17 protein-coding genes are annotated in these 18,092 nt (G+C 74.0%); 13 read left to right on the top strand and 4 right to left on the bottom strand.

The genetic code is table 11. The features are described 5' to 3' along the window. Window positions 1–122: 122 nt before the first annotated feature. Together ACIBK8_RS14075 and ACIBK8_RS14070 are read left to right on the top strand one after the other, a co-directional pair. Window positions 123–1,151, top strand: a complete 1,029-nt coding sequence (locus tag ACIBK8_RS14075; RefSeq protein ID WP_399042024.1) for an NlpC/P60 family protein — start codon at window positions 123–125, stop codon at window positions 1,149–1,151. A 51-nt stretch (window positions 1,152–1,202) separates the two neighbouring features. Beyond that, window positions 1,203–2,573, top strand: a complete 1,371-nt coding sequence (locus ACIBK8_RS14070; RefSeq protein WP_399042023.1) for a hypothetical protein — start codon at window positions 1,203–1,205, stop codon at window positions 2,571–2,573. On the opposite strand, the gene ACIBK8_RS14065 is transcribed toward ACIBK8_RS14070, so the two are convergent. Beyond that, window positions 2,554–3,831 carry a glycosyltransferase 87 family protein gene (locus tag ACIBK8_RS14065; protein ID WP_399042022.1) on the bottom strand — a complete coding sequence of 426 codons (1,278 nt, stop codon included), beginning with the start codon at window positions 3,829–3,831 and terminating at the stop codon, window positions 2,554–2,556. The genes ACIBK8_RS14070 and ACIBK8_RS14065 overlap by 20 nt on opposite strands. Before the next feature lie 186 nt (window positions 3,832–4,017). Between ACIBK8_RS14065 and ACIBK8_RS14060 the strand changes: the two genes are divergently transcribed. Beyond that, a complete protein-coding gene (locus ACIBK8_RS14060) occupies window positions 4,018–5,160 on the top strand; it encodes a glycosyltransferase family 4 protein (protein ID WP_399042021.1) in 1,143 nt (380 codons plus the stop codon). Between the two features lie 48 nt (window positions 5,161–5,208). On the opposite strand, the gene ACIBK8_RS14055 is transcribed toward ACIBK8_RS14060, so the two are convergent. Continuing rightward, the gene (locus ACIBK8_RS14055) at window positions 5,209–7,002 is read right to left on the bottom strand and encodes an AMP-dependent synthetase/ligase (RefSeq protein WP_399042020.1); all 1,794 of its coding nucleotides are present in this window, start codon (window positions 7,000–7,002) and stop codon (window positions 5,209–5,211) included. 273 nt (window positions 7,003–7,275) lie between these two features. Here ACIBK8_RS14055 and ACIBK8_RS14050 point away from each other — a divergent pair, with 273 nt between their 5' ends. From ACIBK8_RS14050 to ACIBK8_RS14025, 6 genes are all read left to right on the top strand, one after another. Continuing rightward, window positions 7,276–8,052 (top strand): metallophosphoesterase, encoded by a 777-nt coding sequence (locus ACIBK8_RS14050; RefSeq protein ID WP_399042019.1) that lies wholly within the window; start codon window positions 7,276–7,278, stop codon window positions 8,050–8,052. A gap of 157 nt (window positions 8,053–8,209) precedes the next feature. Then, window positions 8,210–8,689, top strand: coding sequence for an SRPBCC family protein (locus ACIBK8_RS14045; RefSeq protein ID WP_399042018.1), 480 nt, complete (start codon window positions 8,210–8,212; stop codon window positions 8,687–8,689). 2 nt (window positions 8,690–8,691) lie between these two features. Beyond that, entirely contained in the window at window positions 8,692–9,906 is a 1,215-nt protein-coding gene (locus ACIBK8_RS14040; protein ID WP_399042017.1) for an ArsA family ATPase, read from the top strand. 100 nt (window positions 9,907–10,006) lie between these two features. Further along, complete coding sequence (locus tag ACIBK8_RS14035; protein ID WP_399042016.1) at window positions 10,007–10,501, top strand: DUF5304 domain-containing protein; 495 nt, start codon at window positions 10,007–10,009, stop codon at window positions 10,499–10,501. Between the two features lie 67 nt (window positions 10,502–10,568). After that, window positions 10,569–11,510, top strand: a complete 942-nt coding sequence (locus ACIBK8_RS14030) for an ROK family glucokinase (RefSeq protein WP_399042015.1) — start codon at window positions 10,569–10,571, stop codon at window positions 11,508–11,510. Window positions 11,511–11,596: 86 nt separating this feature from the next. After that, window positions 11,597–12,349, top strand: a complete 753-nt coding sequence (locus ACIBK8_RS14025; RefSeq protein WP_399042014.1) for an endonuclease/exonuclease/phosphatase family protein — start codon at window positions 11,597–11,599, stop codon at window positions 12,347–12,349. Window positions 12,350–12,355: 6 nt separating this feature from the next. Here the strand turns inward: ACIBK8_RS14025 and ACIBK8_RS14020 are convergent, their stop codons facing one another. Both ACIBK8_RS14020 and ACIBK8_RS14015 read right to left on the bottom strand, forming a co-directional pair. Next, the gene (locus tag ACIBK8_RS14020; RefSeq protein ID WP_399042012.1) at window positions 12,356–13,033 is read right to left on the bottom strand and encodes a hypothetical protein; all 678 of its coding nucleotides are present in this window, start codon (window positions 13,031–13,033) and stop codon (window positions 12,356–12,358) included. Beyond that, window positions 13,020–13,817: an alpha/beta hydrolase gene (locus tag ACIBK8_RS14015; RefSeq protein WP_393679570.1), complete on the bottom strand. Its 798-nt coding sequence runs from the start codon at window positions 13,815–13,817 to the stop codon at window positions 13,020–13,022. Before ACIBK8_RS14015 ends, ACIBK8_RS14020 begins: the two co-directional genes overlap by 14 nt. A gap of 217 nt (window positions 13,818–14,034) precedes the next feature. On the opposite strand from ACIBK8_RS14015, the gene ACIBK8_RS14010 reads away from it, so the two are divergent. The 4 genes from ACIBK8_RS14010 to ACIBK8_RS13995 all read left to right on the top strand — a co-directional run bounded on the left by ACIBK8_RS14010 (window position 14,035) and on the right by ACIBK8_RS13995 (window position 18,014). Then, a complete protein-coding gene (locus tag ACIBK8_RS14010; RefSeq protein WP_399042010.1) occupies window positions 14,035–14,805 on the top strand; it encodes a lysophospholipid acyltransferase family protein in 771 nt (256 codons plus the stop codon). A gap of 25 nt (window positions 14,806–14,830) precedes the next feature. Next, window positions 14,831–16,120 carry a MacS family sensor histidine kinase gene (gene macS, locus ACIBK8_RS14005; protein ID WP_399042009.1) on the top strand — a complete coding sequence of 430 codons (1,290 nt, stop codon included), beginning with the start codon at window positions 14,831–14,833 and terminating at the stop codon, window positions 16,118–16,120. A 19-nt stretch (window positions 16,121–16,139) separates the two neighbouring features. Beyond that, window positions 16,140–16,784, top strand: coding sequence for a response regulator (locus tag ACIBK8_RS14000; protein ID WP_399042080.1), 645 nt, complete (start codon window positions 16,140–16,142; stop codon window positions 16,782–16,784). A 201-nt stretch (window positions 16,785–16,985) separates the two neighbouring features. Beyond that, window positions 16,986–18,014: a 6-phosphofructokinase gene (locus ACIBK8_RS13995; protein WP_393679562.1), complete on the top strand. Its 1,029-nt coding sequence runs from the start codon at window positions 16,986–16,988 to the stop codon at window positions 18,012–18,014. Window positions 18,015–18,092: the final 78 nt, after the last annotated feature.

Raw genomic sequence — 18,092 nt, 5'->3', positions numbered from 1 at the left:
TTGCGTACCGGCAGGGGTTATTGGCCGCCGCGTAGTGGCCCGGTTACTGTCTGCCCTCGCAGCCGCCGGTCACGACCGTCCTCCCGGACGGCAGGGGCTGCACGGAAGGGAGTGCGGCCCGCGTGTCCCATCGCCGTACCTCGCAGCCAGGACCGCTCACCCGCGCACGGGCCGCCGCGCTGTCGGCCGTACTGGCGACCGCGGCGGCCACCCTCTCCGCGGCCCCCGCCACCGCCGACCCGACCGCTGGTCACCGTGCCGCAGCCGCCCGCGTCGACGCGCTCTACGCCCAGGCGGAGCGGGCCACCGAGAAGTACAACGGCGCCGACGAGCGGACCGATGAGCTGCGGGCACGGGCGGCGACCCTTCAGGACCGCACCGCCCGCGCGCAGGAGCGGGTCAACCGGCTGCGCGGCAAGGTCGGCGCGCTGGCCGCCGCCGACTACCGGGCCGGCGGCATCGACCCCACCCTCCGGCTGCTGCTCTCCGAACGCCCCGGCGCCTACCTGGAGAAGGCCGCCACCCTCGACCGGCTGCACCGCAGCAGGGCCGGCGAACTGCGCGCCCTGCTGGCCGCCCGCCGGGTCCTGGACCAGCACCGCAGCGAGACCGCGCACACCCTCGCCGAGCTGGCCGCGGGCCGCGAGGCGATGGCCCGCCACAAGCGGGAGGTCCAGCGCAAACTGGCCGCCGCCCGCCGGATGTTGCAGGACATGCCCACGGACGCCAGGACCGCCTACCGGTCGTCGCGGGACGACGGGCGGGCCGGGGTGGTCCCCGACACCGGCGGGGCCGTGGCGCCGTCGGGGCGGGCCGCGGCGGCCGTCCGGGCGGCGGTCGGCGCACTCGGCGCCCCGTACGTCTGGGGCGCCACCGGGCCCTCCTCGTTCGACTGCTCCGGCCTCACCCAATGGGCCTACGGCCGGGCGGGTGTCTCCATCCCGCGCACCTCGCAGGCCCAGCGGGGCGCCGGACGGCGGGTGCCGCTCGGTCAGGCGCGCCCCGGCGACCTCATCATCTACCGGTCGGACGCGAGCCACGTCGCGCTGTACGTCGGGGGCGGACAGGTCGTGCACGCCCCGCACCCCGGTGCGCCGGTGCGCTACGAGTCGGTGGGCATGATGCCGGTCACGTCCGTGGTGCGGCCCTGACCGGAGCCCCAGCGGTTTTGCCCCCGGGCGCCCGCGCATACGATCGGCCGCATGGCAGGTCAGCGAGGTGCGCGACACCCGTCACGGGCCCGGACGGCGGGCTGCGCCGTGCTGTTCATCGCGCTGCTCGCCTCGCTGGCCGGCTGTGCGGGCGGCGCGCCGCCGCAGTCCCGCCACCCTGACGTCCAGCGGATGCTCGCGGCTCGCGCGCGGGCCGTCGCGCAGCACGACGAGGCCGCCTTCCTCGCCTCCGTCGACCCGCGGCCCAGCGGCTACCGTGACCGTCAGCGCCGGATGTTCGGCAACCTCGCGGGGCTGCCGCTGACCGGCTGGCGCTACGAGCTGGTCGCCACCGACGCCTTCCCGCTGCCGCCCGGCGACGGCGAGCGGCTGGCGGCGAAGGTCGAGCTCAGCTACCGCCTCAAGGGCTACGACGCGGAGCCGGTCACCTCCGTGCAGTACCTCACGCTGACCCGGCGCGGCGGCGGCTGGCGGATCTCGTCGGACACCGACGCGACGGCCGCCGGGCACACCGGCACCCGCCAGCTGTGGGACCAGGGCCCGGTGCGGGTGGTCCGCGGCCGGCACAGCCTGGTGCTGGGCGGCGCGGCGGACCCGGACCGGCTGCGCGATCTGGCGAAGCGGGCGGACGCCGCGGTGCCGGCCGTCTCTTCGGCCTGGAAGGGGGCCTGGGCGGGGCAGGTCGTGGTGGAGGCCCCGGATTCCGTGGCGCAGATGGCGCAGCTGCTGGGCAGCGGCGACGCGTCCGGTTACACCGGCATCGCGGCGGTGACCACCGGCGAGGCGGGCGCGGCGGCCAAGGCGCCCGCGGACCGGGTGATCGTCAACCCGGACGCCTACGAGGAGTTGAACGATCTGGGGCGCGCGGTGGTGCTCACCCACGAGATCACCCATGTCGCCACGCGCACGGACACCACCGGATCGACGCCGCTGTGGCTCTCCGAAGGGTTCGCCGACTGGGTCGCCTACCGCGGCAAGGACCGCAGGGCCGGTATCGCGGCGCCGGAACTCTCCCGCGCGGTGGCGACCGGCCGGCCGCCGCAGCAGCTCCCCACCGACGCGGACTTCGGCTTCACCGGTGGCGCCGACCGGCTGGCGACCGCGTACGAGGGCGGCTGGCTGGCCTGCCGGATGATCGCCGACAAGTGGGGCGAGGCGAAGCTGCGGGCGTTCTACCGGGCGGCGGGACACAGCGCGGCCACCCCGGGCGGCAATGGCCCGGCGGCCCGCCCGGCGGCGCACCCGGCCGCCCCGCCGTCTTCCCGGGACGGCACCGACGACCACCGGCAGCCGGCCGGCCGCAGCACGCGCCTCGACCGGACGATGCGCGCCCAACTCGGCATCGGCATCACGGAGTTCACCCGGCGGTGGCGGGCCTACGTCAAGGGCGAGCTGAGCTGACCGGAGCGCGGTCGGCGGTGGCCTTCCCGGTGGGCCCGCCGTCCGCGCGGCGGGCGGCAGGGGGCGCCGCCGTCGCCCGCCACAGCCGTCGGCAGGCGAGCAGGCAGGCCGCGGCCAGCAGGCCGTTGCGGAGCAGCAGCACCGTCAGGCCCGTGCCGTCGCTCGCCACGACGTGGGCGAAGCCGAGCGGGAACTCCAGGAACGTGACACCGGTGGCGAGCAGGACGAGGACGGCGGGCAGGCCCTGCCGCCCCGCCCGCGCCGTCAGGCACACCGCGGCGAGCCCCACCAGCCACAGCAGGTACTGCGGGCTGAGCACGCGGCTGGTGGTGGTGAACAGCAGCACGGCGGTGAACGCGGCGTCGGCGCACAGGCCGGCGGTCAGCTCCCGCGCCCGCATCCGCCACCGCAGCAGCCAGCCGAACGCGGCGCAGGACAGCGCCAGAGCCACCGCGCTGACCTGCGGGACCAGCGGGCCGACGAACTCCATCGAGCCGTAGTTCAGCAGCACCCGGCCGCTCCAGCCGAACTGCCGGGCGACGTGGAGGACCAGGGCGCCGAGCGACTCGACCTCGGTGCCGCGGCCACGCTGGGCGCCGACGAAGGACAGGGCGCCCGGCGCGGCGGCCACGCAGCACACGGTCAGCGCCGCCGTGCCGAGCGCCGCGGCGCACCACAGCGCCCGCGCCCGCCCGCCGCGCACCGCGGCCCCGCACAGCAGCAGCGCGGGCCACACCTTCAGCAGCGTGCCGCACGCGATGAGGGCACCGGCCACCCGCGGCCTGCGCGCGGCGGCGAACAGGGCGGCGACCGCGACGGCGGTGACCATCAGGTCGTAGCGGGCGTACGCGGTCGGGCCCAGCAGCGCGACCCCGGCGATCCAGGCCCAGGCGCCGGCCGGCCGGTTGCCGGGACGCCGGGCCGCCCGCAGGAACAGCGCGAGGACGGCGGCGTCGACGGCGAGCAGCAGGACGAAGAAGGCGTGCGCGTAGCCGAGGAACGGCAGCAGGGCGGGGGAGAGGACGGCGAGGGCGGCGCCCGGCGGGTACTGCCAGGTGACGTCGTCCACCGGGAAGGTGCCGGTCCGCAGGACGTCGGACCAGCCCTGGTAGATCACCGACACATCACCGGTCACGTCGGGCCCCGGCACCACCAGCACCTTCAGGACGCACAGCAGCAGCACGGCACGGGTCGCCGCCCACACCGCGACGGGGAGCAGCACCGCCCGCGGGGTGCCGCGGGTGCTGCGGGATGTCATCGTCAACGCGTCCTTGCCGCCGGTCCTGCCCTTGCTGCCGTCTGCCCGGGGGCATCCCCGCATGATGCCGGACGGGTGCGGGCGCGGGCCGCCACCGGGCCGCCGCGCGAGCCGAGCCGGTACTGTCGGCGGCGGGCCCTCACGACCCGGCGGGCCCGCCGCCGAGACCGACGCCGAGAGACCAGCGTGCACAAGACCCTCATCGTCACCAACGACTTCCCGCCCCGCCCCGGCGGCATCCAGGCGTTCCTGCACAGCATGGCGCTGCGGCTCGACCCCACCCAGGTCGTCGTCTACGCCTCGACCTGGAAGCGCAGCAGGGAAGGCGTCGAGGCCACCGCGGCGTTCGACGCCGAGCAGCCGTTCCCGGTGATCCGCGACCGTACGACGATGCTGCTGCCGACGCCCCGGGTCACCCGGCGGGCCGTCGGCCTGCTGCAGGAGCACGGCTGCGGGTCGGTGTGGTTCGGTGCCGCCGCGCCGCTCGGTCTGATGGCGCCGGCGCTGCGGTCGGCGGGCGCCCGCCGGATCGTCGCGACCACGCACGGCCACGAGGCGGGCTGGGCGCAGCTGCCGGCCGCCCGGCAGCTGCTGCGCCGGATCGGCGAGGGCTGCGACACCCTCACCTACCTCGGCGAGTACACCAGGTCGCGGATCGCCGCCGCGCTCACCCCCGAAGCGGCCGGGCGGATGGCCCAACTCCCGCCCGGCGTCGACGAGAAGACCTTCCACCCCGGCTCCGGCGGCGACGAGGTACGGGCCAGGCTCGGGCTCACGGACCGGCCGGTCGTGGTGTGCGTCTCACGGCTCGTCCCGCGCAAGGGGCAGGACACCCTCATCGAGGCGATGCCCGCGATCCTGGCGGCGGTGCCGGACGCGGTGCTGCTGATCGTCGGCGGCGGCCCGTACGAGAAGGAGCTGCGGGCGCTGGCGGCGGCCAAGGGGGTGGCGGACGCGGTGCGCTGCACCGGCGCGGTGCCCTGGGATGAGCTGCCGGCCCACTACGGCGCAGGTGACGTCTTCGCGATGCCCTGCCGCACCCGGCGCGGCGGCCTCGACGTGGAGGGCCTGGGCATCGTCTACCTGGAGGCGTCCGCCACCGGTCTGCCCGTCGTCGCGGGCGACTCGGGCGGTGCGCCGGACGCGGTGCTGGACGGCGAGACCGGCTGGGTGGTGCCGGGCGGTTCCCCGGCTGCCGCCGCCGAGCGGATCGTGGCGCTGCTCGAAGATCCGGCGCTGCGCCGCAGGATGGGCGAGCGGGGCCGGGCCTGGGTGGAGGAGAAGTGGCGCTGGGACCTGCTCGCCGAGCGCCTCAAGGAGCTGCTGTAGGCCGCGGGCGGGGCGCTCACCGCGTCCCGCCCGTGCCCGACACCCTTGTCAGCCGCGGTAGATGGCCTCGATCTCCTCGGCGAACTCCTTCGCCACGACGCTGCGCTTGAGCTTCAGCGACGGCGTGACGTGCCCCGACTCCTCGGTGAACTGGGTCGGCAGGATACGGAACTTGCGCACCGATTCGGCCTTCGAGACCGCGGCGTTGCCGTCGTCCACCGCGCGCTGCACGGCGGCCAGCAGCTCGGGGTCGCCGGCGAGCGCGGCGGCGGTGGTGTCCTGCCGGCCGTGCTCCTCGGCCCAGCGGGGCAGGAACTCCTCGTCGAGGGTGATCAGCGCGCCGATGAACGGGCGGCCGTCGCCGACGACCATGCATTCGGCGATCAGCGCGTGCGACCTGATGCGGTCCTCGATGACCGCCGGGGCGACGTTCTTGCCGCCCGCGGTGACCAGTATTTCCTTCTTGCGCCCGGTGATGGCGAGGTAGCCGTCCTCGTCGAGGGTGCCGATGTCGCCGGTGTGGAACCAGCCGTCGGACAGCGCGTCGGCGGTCGCCGTCTCGTTGTTCCAGTACTCCGTGAACAGGTGCTCGCCGTGCAGCAGCACCTCGCCGTCGTCGGCGATCCGCACCACGGAGCCGGGCAGCGGCTGGCCGACGGTGCCGATCTTCTGGCGGTCCCACGGGTTGAACGCGGTGGCCGCGCAGGACTCCGTCAGGCCGTAGCCCTCCAGGGCGGTGAAGCCGATGCCGCGGTAGAAGTGGCCCAGGCGCTCGCCGAGCGGGGCGCCGCCGGAGATGGCGTGGGTGGCCCGGCCGCCGAGCACCGCGCGCAGCTTGCCGTAGACGAGGCGGTCGAAGAGCTTGTACTTCAGCTTCAGGCCGAACTTCGGGCCCGCCGCGGTGTCCAGGGCCCGGCTGTAGGCGATGGCGGTGTCCGCGGCCTTGTCGAAGATCTTGCCCTTGCCATCGGCCTGCGCCTTGGCGCGCGCCCCGTTGTAGACCTTCTCGAAGACCCGGGGGACGCCCAGGATCAGCGTCGGCCGGAAGGACGCCAGATCGTCGGTGAGGTGCTTGATGTCGGGGGCGTGGCCCAGCTTGATGGGGGCCATCACGGACGCCACCTGCACCAGCCGCCCGAAGACGTGCGCGACGGGCAGGAAGAGCAGCACCGATGACTCGCCGGTGGTGAACAGCGGGCGCAGCCGCTCGACGACGTTGCCGCACTCGGCGAAGAAGCTGCGGTGGCTGAGCACACAGCCCTTGGGACGGCCGGTGGTGCCGGACGTGTAGACGATGGTGGCGGGGGTGTCCGCGTCGGCGAGCGCGCTGCGTTCGTCGACCTCCTCGTCGGAGATGCCGTCCCCCGCGGCGTGCAGCCTGGCGATGGCGTCCCGCTCGATCTGCCAGATGTTCTCCAGTCCCGGCAGCCGGTCGCGCACCGACTCGACGGCGGCCTCGTGCGCCGGTGTCTCCACCAGGCAGGCCACCGCGCCGGAGTCGCCGAGAATCCACTGGATCTGCTCGGCGGAACTGGTCTCGTACACCGGGACGGTGATCGCTCCGGCGCTCCAGATGGCGAAGTCCAGCAGCGTCCACTCGTAGCGGGTGCGCGACATCAGGCCGATCCGGTCGCCTGGCCGGATGCCGGACGCCATCAGACCCTTGGCCGCGGCCCTGACCTCGTCGAGGAAGACGGTGGCCGTGACGTCCTGCCACCGGCCGTTCACCTTGCGCCCCATGACCGCAACATCCGGGTGCTGCGCGGCATTTCGGCGGATGAGATCCGTCAGATTGCCGTCTGCTGGGACCTCGTACAGGGCCGGAAGGCTGAACTCGCGCAAGACTGCTGCTCCTCATTGGCGCCGGTGCCACGACGCTGTGTGCTGCACCGGTTGCGGTCCATGATCAGGCAGGGGGCCTGGACTGCCCGGACGTTACCCACCGGTATTGCTGTTGGCATAGAGGGTTACGGCCAGATGTTCGATGCGTCACATGCCTGCGACACGCCATGGGACTGCTGCGCGCAGACTAGACCAGCGCTCCGGTGACCCGAAAGTAACCGCAGGTCCACGGGGCCCTGCCCGGAGCCCGTGACGACGACTTAGGCTGCGCCCATGCGACTGCATGTGGTCAGTGACGTACACGGGAACAGCCAGGACCTCGCCAGGGCGGGCGACGGCGCCGACGCGCTGATCTGTCTCGGGGACCTCGTCCTCTTCCTCGACTACGCCGACCACAGCCGCGGGATCTTCCCCGACCTCTTCGGCGCCGAGAACGCCGGCCGGCTGGTCGCCCTGCGCACCGCCCGCCGCTTCGACGAGGCCCGCGCGCTGGGGCGCCGCCTGTGGGGCGAACTGGACGCCGCCGGACACGACCGCGAGACGGTCATCGAAAGCGCGGTCCGCAAGCAGTACGCCGAACTCTTCGCCGCCTTCCCCACCCCCACCTACGCCACCTACGGGAACGTCGACATCCCGCGGCTGTGGCCCGAGTTCGCCCGCGAGGGCACCACCGTCCTGGACGGCCGGCGGATCGAGATCGGCGGCCGGGTCTTCGGCTTCGTCGGCGGCGGCCTGAGCACCCCCATGCGCACCCCCTACGAGATCTCCGACGAGGAGTACGCGGCGAAGATCGAGGCGGTCGGCGAGGTGGACGTGCTGTGCACCCACATCCCGCCCGACATCCCGGAACTCTGCTACGACACCGTCGCCCGCCGCTTCGAACGCGGCAGCTCCGCCCTGCTGCACGCCATCCGCACCACCCGGCCGCGGTACGCCCTCTTCGGCCACGTCCACCAGCCGCTGGCCCGCCGGGTCAGGATCGGCGGCACGGAATGCGTCAACGTCGGGCACTTCAACGCGACCGGCACGCCGTACGCGCTGGAGTGGTGAGCGCACGGGGCACCGTCCCGCGGCCCGCTGCTCGTGGGCCCGCTGGTGTCCGGCGGCCTTCCGCCGCGCGGTAGCCTTCAGCAGCACAGACACCGGGTTCGACGCGGGTCGGCGGGCCGGCGGGACCGGCAGGGATCGGCATGGAGGAGTCACGGCGATGGCCGAACACACCAGCTCTAGCATCACGATCGCGGCGGCACCCGCCGAGGTGATGGGAGTGATCGCCGACTTCGACCGCTACCCGCAGTGGACGGGTGAGGTCAAGGAAGCGGAAGTGCTGGCCAAGGACGACCACGGCCGCGCCGCGCAGGTGCGGCTGCTGCTCGACGCCGGCGCCATCAAGGACGACCACACCCTCGCCTACACCTGGACCGGCGACCACGAGGTCAGCTGGTCCCTGGTCAAGTCGCAGATGCTGCGGGCGCTCGACGGCTCCTACCGCCTCGCCGCGGTGGACGGCGGCGCGGGCACCGAAGTGACGTACCAGCTCACCGTCGACGTCAAGATCCCGATGCTCGGCATGATCAAGCGCAAGGCGGAGAAGGTCATCATCGACCGCGCGCTGGCCGGACTGAAGAAGCGCGTCGAGAGCGGCCCCGACGGCTCCGCGCCCGCCGACGAGGCCGAGAAGCACTGACCGTGCGCACCCTCCTCGTCACGGGACCGGGCGGCAGCGGTCGCAGCACCCTCGCGGCAGCCACCGCCCTGGCCGCCGCCCGGCGGGGAGCGCGGATCCTGCTGCTCACCACCGAGAGCAGCGCCCCGCAGACGGTGCTCGGCGCGCGGATCGCCGCCGACGCACCCACCGGGATCGCCCCCGGCCTCACGGCCCGCCGCATCGACCCGGGCGACCGCTTCCGGCAGGAGTTCCTCTCCTTCCAGGACCGCGCGGGCGCCGCCCTCGACCTGCTGGGCGCCGCCCCGCTCGACGAGGACGAACTCACCGAACTCCCCGGCTCGGAAGCCTTCGCGCTGCTGCACGCGCTGCGCACCGAGGCCGCGTCGGGCGCCTGGGACGCCGTCGTCGTCGACATGCCGCCCGCCGACGAAACGATCCGGCTGCTCGCACTGCCCGCCCAGGTACGCCGCTACCTGCGCCGCCTGCTGCCCCCCGAACGCCAGGCGGCCCGCGCCCTGCGCCCGGTACTCGCCCAGCTCGCCGGCGTCCCCATGCCGGCGCAGAAGCTCTACGAGGCCGCCGAACGCTGGGAGGCCGAACTCGCCGCCGTCCAGCGGGTGATCGACGCACCCGGCACGACCGTACGGCTGGTCACCGACGCGGGGCCGGTCGCCGCCGGCACCCTGCGCGCGGTGCGCGCGGGCCTCGCCCTGCACGGCCGCCGCACCGACGCCGTCCTCGTCAACCGGCTGCTGCCCACCGGCTCCGCCGACCCGTTCCTCGCCGGACTCTCCGGCAGCCAGCAGGACGCGCTCAAGGCGCTCCGCGAGGAGTTCCCCGACGTCCCCGTGCACGAGATCGGGCACCTGGGGCGCGACCCGCAGGGCATCGACGCCCTGGACGCGCTGGCCGGCGGGTGCGCCGACGGGACCTGGCAGATAGCCGGGGCGGCACCGCAGGACGCCGGGGGCGCGGCCGACCCGTGGGCCGTCGACGACCGGCTGGCCACCGAAGGACTGCTGGTCTGGCGGGTGCCGCTGCCCGGTGCGGCGCGCGAAGGGCTCGGCCTGGTGCGCCGCGGCGACGAGATCGTCGTCACCGTCGGCCGCCACCGCCGCATCCGCACCCTGCCGTCCGCGCTGCGCCGCTGCACCGTCTCGGGCGCCGGTCTGCGGGAGGGTGTCCTGGAGATCCGCTTCACCCCCGATCCCGCGCTCTGGCCCGTGAGCGACTGAACCGGGTACCCCCGTTCGGGTACCGTCGGATGTGAGTCCCGGCTGCCGCTGCGCCCCGCGCCGCCGCAGCCGCCCGCCGCAGGAGTCCACGGAGTTCACCATGAGTGATGCCACCGAGCGACCGGCCGACCGTACGGCCGGCCCCGACGCCGATGCCTGGGAGACGGCCTGCGCCGAAGACCTCGCCGCCGAGCAGGCCAGGCACCGCGCCGAGCACGGCCCGCAGCCCGGCAGCGCCGCCGATGAGCTGCGCAAGCTCGCCGAGGCGGTGACCGACAAGCTCGCCGGGATCCAGTTGCCCGGCGCCTTGGGCGGGATGGCCGCACAGGGCGCGGTCAACCAGCTGTTCAAGCAGGCGAAGGCCGCCGTCGAACCGGTCGTCGAGCGCCATCCCGACGTCTTCGACCACCTCGCGGCGGCCGGCTCCGAACTCCTCGCCGCCTACCGCTCGGCCGTCGAGGGCAGCGAGACCCGGTGGACCCGCGAGGACACCGCCGACCGCCCCGCGGGCACCGGCAGCGCAGGCACCGGACGCACCGACGACCCCCGCGACGACGACGGCCCGTCGGGCACCGAGCGGATCGATCTCGACTGACATCCGGGCCCCAGGTGCTCCGGTACGGTTGGACCCGGCGGGGTTCGAGCGAAAAACTGAGGGACACATGGGACTCACCATCGGCGTCGACATCGGCGGCACGAAGATCGCGGCCGGCGTGGTCGACGAAGAGGGCTCGATCCTGGAGACGTGCACGGTACCGACTCCGCAGGCCACCGACGAGCTGACCGAGGCCATCGCCGACGCGGTGCGCACGGTCGGCGCCGCCCACCCGATCGAGGCCGTCGGCATCGGCGCGGCGGGCTACGTCGACGAGAAGCGGGCCACGGTCCTCTTCGCGCCGAACATCGACTGGCGCCACGAACCGCTCAAGGACAAGGTCGAACAGCGCGTCGGCCTCCCCGTCGTCGTGGAGAACGACGCCAACGCCGCGGCCTGGGGCGAGTACCGCTTCGGCGCCGGCCAGGGCCACAGCGACGTCATCTGCATCACGCTCGGCACCGGCCTCGGCGGCGGCATCATCATCGGCAACAAGCTGCGCCGCGGACGCTTCGGCGTCGCCGCGGAGTTCGGCCACATCCGGGTCGTACCGGACGGCCTGCTGTGCGGCTGCGGCAGCCAGGGCTGCTGGGAGCAGTACGCATCGGGTCGCGCCCTGCTGCGCTACGCACGCCAGCGCGCCTTCGCCACCCCCGAGAACGCCGCGGTGCTGCTCGCGCTGGGCGACGGCACGTCCGCCGGCATCGAGGGCCGGCACATCAGCGAGGCGGCCCGGCAGGGCGACCCGGTCGCCATCGACTCGTTCCGCGAGCTGGCCCGCTGGGCCGGCGCGGGCCTCGCCGACCTCGCCTCGCTCTTCGACCCGTCGGCCTTCATCGTCGGCGGCGGCGTATCGGACGAGGGCGAGCTGGTGCTCGACCCGATCCGCAAGTCGTTCCGCCGCTGGCTGGTCGGCAACCAGTGGCGTCCGCACGCCCAGGTGCTCGCCGCCCAACTCGGCGGCAAGGCAGGTCTGGTGGGCGCCGCCGACCTGGCGCGCCAGGGCTGAGCGCCGCCGCCCGCCGCGCCCTGCGGGGATGCGGCGGGCGCTGTCCTATCGTGGCGGTGACGCCGCCGGCGAGAGGACCCGCATCCGTGATCGCGCTGCCCGATTCCCGTACCGAGCCGGACGGTTCGGCCGTCGTCCGGGTGCTCAGCTACAACGTCCGCTCGCTGCGTGACGACCGGGCGGCGCTGGCCCGGGTGATCCGCGCCTGCGCCCCCGACCTGGTGCTGGTCCAGGAGGCGCCGCGGTTCTTCCGCTGGCGCAAGGCCGCCGAGCGGCTGGCCAGGGCGAGCGGCCTGGTGTACGTCACCGGCGGCGCCACCACCGCGGGGCCGATGATCCTCTCCTCGCTGCGCGCCCGGGTCGAGCGCACCGACGACGTCCTGCTGCCCCGCACCCCCGGCCTGCACCAGCGGGGTCTGGCGACCGCGGTGGTACGGATCGGCGGGGCCAGGCTCGGCGTGCTCAGCTGCCATCTCAGCCTGGCGGCCGGGGAACGCCACACGCAGGCGGGGCTGCTGCTGGAGCAGCTGAAGCGGCTCGACGTGCCGTACGCGGTGGTGGCGGGCGACCTCAACGACCGGCCGCAGGGCCGGAGTTTCCGGCGTCTTGCGGGCGCGCTCACCGACGCGTGGGCGGCGCAGCCGTGGGGCGGGGAGTTCACGTCCACACCCCGCGACCCGCACCAGCGGATCGACGCGGTCTTCACCACCGACGGCATCGAGGTGCTGGGCTGCGGGGTGCCGCACGGCCTGCCGGGTGTGCGCGCCGCCGACCTCACGGCCGCCACCGACCACCTGCCGGTCCTCGCGGCGCTGCGGGTGCCGGCCGACGCGCCCTGAGCCGCGTCAGACCACCGCGCCGCTGCCCGGCGCCGGGCCGTCGTCGTCCTCGTCGTCGCTCTTCATCCGGGCCACGAGGGTGCCGAAGCCGCCGAGGAAACCGCCGACGCCCAGCACCGTGATCCACCACGTCATGGGCTGCTGGAAGAGCACCATCACGAGCAGCAGCAGCGGGCCGCCGAGCACCGCGAGCCAGGCGAACTTCGCGGTCACGTCGGCCTGCGGCAGCGGCGGCGGCTCGGGCGGTGTGAAGTGGCCTTCGTCGTTCTCGTCGAAGTCGTCGTCGGACGGCTGCCCGGCCTCCCAGTCGCGGGGGCCGACCCCCGGCGCGTAGACGACGAAGCTGCCGGGCGAGCCGCCGCCGGGCGCACCCGGGCCGCTGCGCGGACGCTCCTGGATCTCGCCGATGCCGTCGGGACGGGCGTCCGCGGCGGGCCGTTCACCGTCCGCTGCGGGCTTCGCCGGGTCGGGCCCGGTCGGGTCGGGCTTGGCCAGATCCGGCGCTCCGGTCCGGCCGGCCGGGTCGCCGCCGTCCTCGCCCGCGTGCCCTTCGTGGTCCGGATCGCGGGGCAGGTCCTCCCACCCCGGGATGCGCGGCTCCTCGCCGTACCCCGCCACGATCTCGGCCCAGGCGGCCTCTTCGTCCAGCGGATCCCGCGGATCGCGAGGGCTAGGCTCCGCCACGGCCCGCCGTCCTCTCGTCCGCCGCGTCCGTCAGCGCCTCCGGGGCCAGCCGGGAGATGAAGGCCGCGGTGTCGCGGAAGATCTGCTCGGCGTCGTGGTCGAGCGTGGCGACGTGGTAGCTGCGCTCCAGCAGCGTCTGGCGCACGTCGGTGGAGGAGACCCGGCCCAGGATGCGCTCCGAGTCGACGGGCGGCACGACGTGGTCCTGCGGGCTGGTCATCACCAGCAACGGCTGGGTGACCTGCGGGAGTTCGGCGTCCACCACCTGGAAGAAGCGGCGCAGCGAATGCGCGGCGTGCAGCGGCACCCGGTCGTAGCCGACCTCGGCGCCGCCCGGCCTGGCGATGTCGCTGGCCAGGCCCTTGGTGGTGCGGACGAGATGCCGCAGTACCGGCAGCAGCGGCGCCGCCGCGTCGTGCATCTTGTTGGCCGGGTTCACCACGACCACCCCGCTGATCGCGTCGCCGTGCCGGGCGGCGAGCCGCAGCGCCAGCGCGCCGCCCATCGACAGGCCGCAGACGAAGACCTTCGCGCAGCGCTCCCGCAGCGCCCGCAGCTCGCGGTCCACCTCCGCGTACCAGTCCTGCCACGTCGTGACCTGCATGTCCTGCCAGTGGGTGCCGTGACCGGGCAGCAGCGGCAGCGCGACGGTCAGCCCCCGGTCGGCCAGATACCCGGCCCAGGGACGGACGGACTGGGGGGAGCCGGTGAAGCCGTGACACACGAGGACGCCGACCTCTCCGCCGTCACGGCGGAACGGCTCGGCTCCGGGAAGGAGCGGCACCGGGGGACTCCGATCGGTAAAGGGGCCTGGCAGGTCACTTGCAGCGTACGCGGAGTGACGCCGTGCGGGTAGGCCGGAGTGCGGCGACGGGCACCACGGGGCGCCCGGGGCCGTCCGCGGTGCGGCTGCGGCAGGCCCGTTGCGGCGAGCCGGTCGCCGGGGGCAGGTTAAGGTCTTTGCGTCACACACAGGAGGCAGTCGGTTGATCTACGGCGCAATGAAGTTTTCCATCGGCGGCTCGCTCAAGCTCGCGTTCCGGCCCTGGGTGGAAGGCATCGAGAACATTCCCGCCGAGGGTCCGGCGATCCTCGCGAGCAACCACCTGTCCTTCTCGGACTCCTTCTTCCTGCCCGCGGTGCTCGACCGCAAGGTCACCTTCATCGCCAAGGCCGAGTACTTCACGTCCCCGGGTGTGAAGGGCAAGCTGACGGCCGCGTTCTTCAAGGGCGTGGGGCAGCTGCCGGTGGACCGTTCGGGTGGCCGGGGCGCGGGCGAGGCCGCCATCAAGAGCGGGATCGACGTGCTGGAGCGCGGTGAGCTGTTCGGCATCTACCCGGAGGGCACCCGCTCGCCCGACGGCCGGCTCTACCGCGGCAAGCCGGGCGGCCTGGCGCGGGTCGCGCTGGCGACCGGTGCGCCGGTGATCCCCGTCGCGATGATCGACACCGAGAAGGTGCAGCCCCCGGGCAAGGTCGTGCCGAAGATGATCCGTCCCGGCATCCGGATCGGCAAGCCGCTGGACTTCACGCGCTACCAGGGCATGGAGGGCGACCGCTTCATCCTGCGGTCGGTCACCGACGAAGTGATGTACGAGATCATGAAGTTGTCCGGCCAGGAGTACGTCGACATCTACGCGACGGCGGCCAAGCGACAGATCGCCGAGGCGGCCAAGGCGGCCGAGGCGAAGAAGAAGGCCGAGGCCGATCAGCCGGGCAGGGCCGGGCGCGACGGAACGGACGGCGAAGGCAAGGCCGGGGCCGGGGCGTAGCCGTGCCCGGCGAAGGGGTGGGGGCATGACCGACACCGACATGCGGACGGCGGGGCGCGGTGGCGCGCCGGACCGGAGCCGCGGCAAGCCGCCGCAGAAGCTGCGGATGTCGGTCGAACTCCCGCTGTGGCGGGCGCTGACCGGTTACCGCGTCCTGACGCTGATCTACACCCTGTGCCTGGTCGCCTCCCAGTACCGCGAGTACGAGCACCCGCTCGGCGCGGCCGGCTACATGGGGGCGCTCACCGTCTGGATGGCGCTGACCTGGCACCGGACGACCTCGGCCGAGCGCTGCACGCGGCCCTTCCTCCTCGCCGACCTGACCTTCGCGGTGGGCGGCATCCTGCTCACCATGCTGGTCGAGTCGCACGAGCGCATCATGGGCGGCGCGGCGACGCTGCCGTCCATCTGGACCGCGGGCGCCGTCCTGGGCTTCGCGATCAAGGGCGGCTGGCGCTGGGCGATGGCGGCGTCCAGCGCGGTGGCCGTCGCCAACCTCGTCGAACGCGAGGAATTCGCGGGCAACACCATCCACAACGTCGTCCTGGTCTGGGTGGCAAGCGTGGCGATCGGCTATGTCGTCGAGGTGGCCCGCGCCAGTGAGCGCACCCTCGCCCGCGCCCTCCAGATCGAGGCGGCGACCCGGGAGCGGGAGCGGCTGGCCCGCGACATCCACGACAGCGTCCTCCAGGTCCTGGCGATGGTGCAGCGGCGCGGCGCCGCGATCGGCGGTGAGGCCGCGGAGCTGGGCCGGATGGCGGGCGAACAGGAGGTCGCGCTGCGGACGTTGGTCTCCAGCGGCCTGGTGCCCGCGCCCCGTACGGAGGCGGCGGGTGCCCCCGTGGCGGTGCCGGCGCAGGATGGTGCGCAGGCGCGGTCGGGGGAGCCGTGCGACGTCCGCGCGCTGCTCGCGCCGTACGCGGGCCGTGGCGTCACCTTCTCCGAACCGGGCGCCCCGGTGGAGCTGCCGGCCGGCGCCGCCGCCGGTCTCGCGGCTGCTGTCGGTGCCGCGTTGGACAATGTCACGGTGCACGCGGGGGACGGGGCCCAGGCGTGGATCCTGGTGGAGGACGAGCCGGACGCGGTGATCGTGACGGTGCGCGACGACGGCCCCGGCATCCCCGAAGGCCGGCTCGCGGACGCCGAACGCGAGGGCAGGCTCGGGGTCGCCCTCTCGATCCGCGGGCGGCTCACGGAGCTGGGCGGCAGCGCCGCCTGGGTCTCGGTCCCCGGCCAGGGCACGGAAGTGGAGTTGACGGTTCCCAAGGGCGCTGCGTCCGAGGGCGACGACGGGGGAAGGCGGACACGTGAGTGAACAGACCGACCTGAAGGTGATGGTGGTCGACGACCACCCGATGTGGCGGGACGCGGTGGCGCGTGACCTGGCGGCGGCCGGGCTCGACGTGGTGGCCACGGCGGGGGACGGGCCCCAGGCGGTCCGCAGGGCGCAGGCGGCGGCGCCCGACGTGCTGGTCCTTGACCTCAACCTGCCGGGGCTGCCCGGCGTGCAGGTGTGCCGGAAGCTGGTCGGCGGCAATCCCGCGCTGCGGGTGCTGGTGCTCTCCGCGAGCGGCGAGCACGCCGATGTGCTGGAGGCGGTGAAGTCCGGCGCGACCGGCTATCTCCTCAAGTCGGCCAGTACGGAAGAGCTGTTGGACGCGGTACGGCGCACGGCCGCGGGCGAGCCGGTCTTCACGCCGGGACTCGCGGGCCTGGTCCTCGGCGAGTACCGCAGGCTGGCGACGGAGCCGGCGCCCGCGACGGATGACGAGCCGGGCGCACCGCGGCTGACGGAGCGGGAGACCGAGGTGCTGCGGCTGGTCGCCAAGGGCCTCTCGTACAAGCAGATCGCCGAACGGCTCGTCATCTCGCACCGCACGGTGCAGAACCACGTCCAGAACACCCTGGGCAAGCTCCAGTTGCACAACCGCGTCGAGCTGGTCAGATACGCGATAGAGCGCGGCCTCGACGAGGCGTGACCGCCCCGGGGCCGGACGGCCTTCGCGTCCACCGGGCGGCCCGTTCCGCTCGTACGGGTGAACGCTCCGCGTCAACTCCCCGACGGCGCAACGGAATCGGCATCCGCCCCATCCCGGAGTGACCCAGATCACCATTAGCGTGACCGGGTCGGCTCATTCACGGCCGTGCGCGGCCACTGACGGGATGTAGGTGAAGCAGCGATGCGGGTCGGAGTACTGACCGGCGGTGGCGACTGCCCCGGTCTGAACGCGGTGATCAGGGGTGCCGTCCGCAAGGGCACCCAGGAGTACGGATACGACTTCGTCGGCTTCCGGGACGGCTGGCGCGGACCGCTGGAGGGCGACACCGTGCCGCTGGACATCCCCGCGGTCCGCGGCATCCTCCCGCGCGGCGGCACGATCCTGGGCTCCTCGCGGACCAACCCCTTCCAGCGGGACGACGGCATCCGCCGGATCAAGGAGACGCTCGCCAAGGAGGAGGTGGACGCGCTGATCACGATCGGCGGCGAGGACACCCTCGGCGTCGCCGCCCGGCTCTCGGACGAGCACGGCATCCCGTGCGTCGGCGTCCCCAAGACGATCGACAACGACCTCTCGGCCACCGACTACACCTTCGGCTTCGACACCGCCGTGGGTGTCGCCACCGAGGCCATCGACCGGCTGCACACCACCGCCGAGTCCCACATGCGGGTGCTGGTCGTCGAGGTGATGGGCCGGCACGCCGGCTGGATCGCGCTGCACTCCGGTCTGGCCGGCGGCGCCAACGTCATCCTCATCCCCGAGCAGCGCTTCGACATCGAGCAGGTCTGCGGCTGGATCGAGTCCCGCTTCACGGTCCGCTACGCCCCGATCGTCGTCGTCGCCGAGGGGGCGATGCCCCAGGACGGCCAGATGGTGCTCAAGGACGGGAGCACCGACTCGTTCGGGCACGTCCGGCTGTCGGGTGTGGGGGAGTGGCTGGCCAAGGAGATCGAGCGGCGGACCGGCAAGGAGGCGCGCACCACCGTGCTCGGGCACACCCAGCGCGGCGGCACGCCCAGTGCCTTCGACCGCTGGCTGGCCACCCGCTTCGGGCTGCACGCCATCGACGCGGTGCGCGAGCGCGACTTCGGGAAGATGGTCGCGCTGCGCGGCACGGACATCGTGCGGGTGCCGATCGCGGAGGCGACGGCGCGGCTCAAGACCGTCGACCCGGCGCTCTACGCCGAGGCCGGGGTCTTCTTCGGCTGACCCGCGGGCGCCGGTGCCGTCCGCCGCCCGGACGGCACCGGCGCGCCCACAGCCGTATATTCGGCGTATCCGGGATGG

Origin of the sequence: Streptomyces sp. NPDC050161 (assembly GCF_044460025.1) — a bacterium.
Taxonomy (GTDB): domain Bacteria; phylum Actinomycetota; class Actinomycetes; order Streptomycetales; family Streptomycetaceae; genus Streptomyces.
Note: the sequence above shows the minus strand (reverse complement) of the source record. Positions and strands in the feature narration are given on the sequence as shown.

Bases quoted from the DNA above. Each gene is read 5' to 3' on its own strand.
- ACIBK8_RS14000 (WP_399042080.1), top strand. From the start codon at position 16,140: ATGGTGGTCGACGACCACCCGATGTGGCGGGACGCGGTGGCGCGTGAC.
- ACIBK8_RS14070 (WP_399042023.1), top strand. From the start codon at position 1,203: ATGGCAGGTCAGCGAGGTGCGCGACACCCGTCACGGGCCCGGACGGCG.
- ACIBK8_RS14045 (WP_399042018.1), top strand. From the start codon at position 8,210: ATGGCCGAACACACCAGCTCTAGCATCACGATCGCGGCGGCACCCGCC.
- macS (WP_399042009.1), top strand. From the start codon at position 14,831: ATGACCGACACCGACATGCGGACGGCGGGGCGCGGTGGCGCGCCGGAC.
- ACIBK8_RS14030 (WP_399042015.1), top strand. From the start codon at position 10,569: ATGGGACTCACCATCGGCGTCGACATCGGCGGCACGAAGATCGCGGCC.
- ACIBK8_RS14050 (WP_399042019.1), top strand. From the start codon at position 7,276: ATGCGACTGCATGTGGTCAGTGACGTACACGGGAACAGCCAGGACCTC.
- ACIBK8_RS14035 (WP_399042016.1), top strand. From the start codon at position 10,007: ATGAGTGATGCCACCGAGCGACCGGCCGACCGTACGGCCGGCCCCGAC.
- ACIBK8_RS13995 (WP_393679562.1), top strand. From the start codon at position 16,986: ATGCGGGTCGGAGTACTGACCGGCGGTGGCGACTGCCCCGGTCTGAAC.
- ACIBK8_RS14010 (WP_399042010.1), top strand. From the start codon at position 14,035: ATGAAGTTTTCCATCGGCGGCTCGCTCAAGCTCGCGTTCCGGCCCTGG.
- ACIBK8_RS14065 (WP_399042022.1), bottom strand. From the start codon at position 3,831: ATGACATCCCGCAGCACCCGCGGCACCCCGCGGGCGGTGCTGCTCCCC.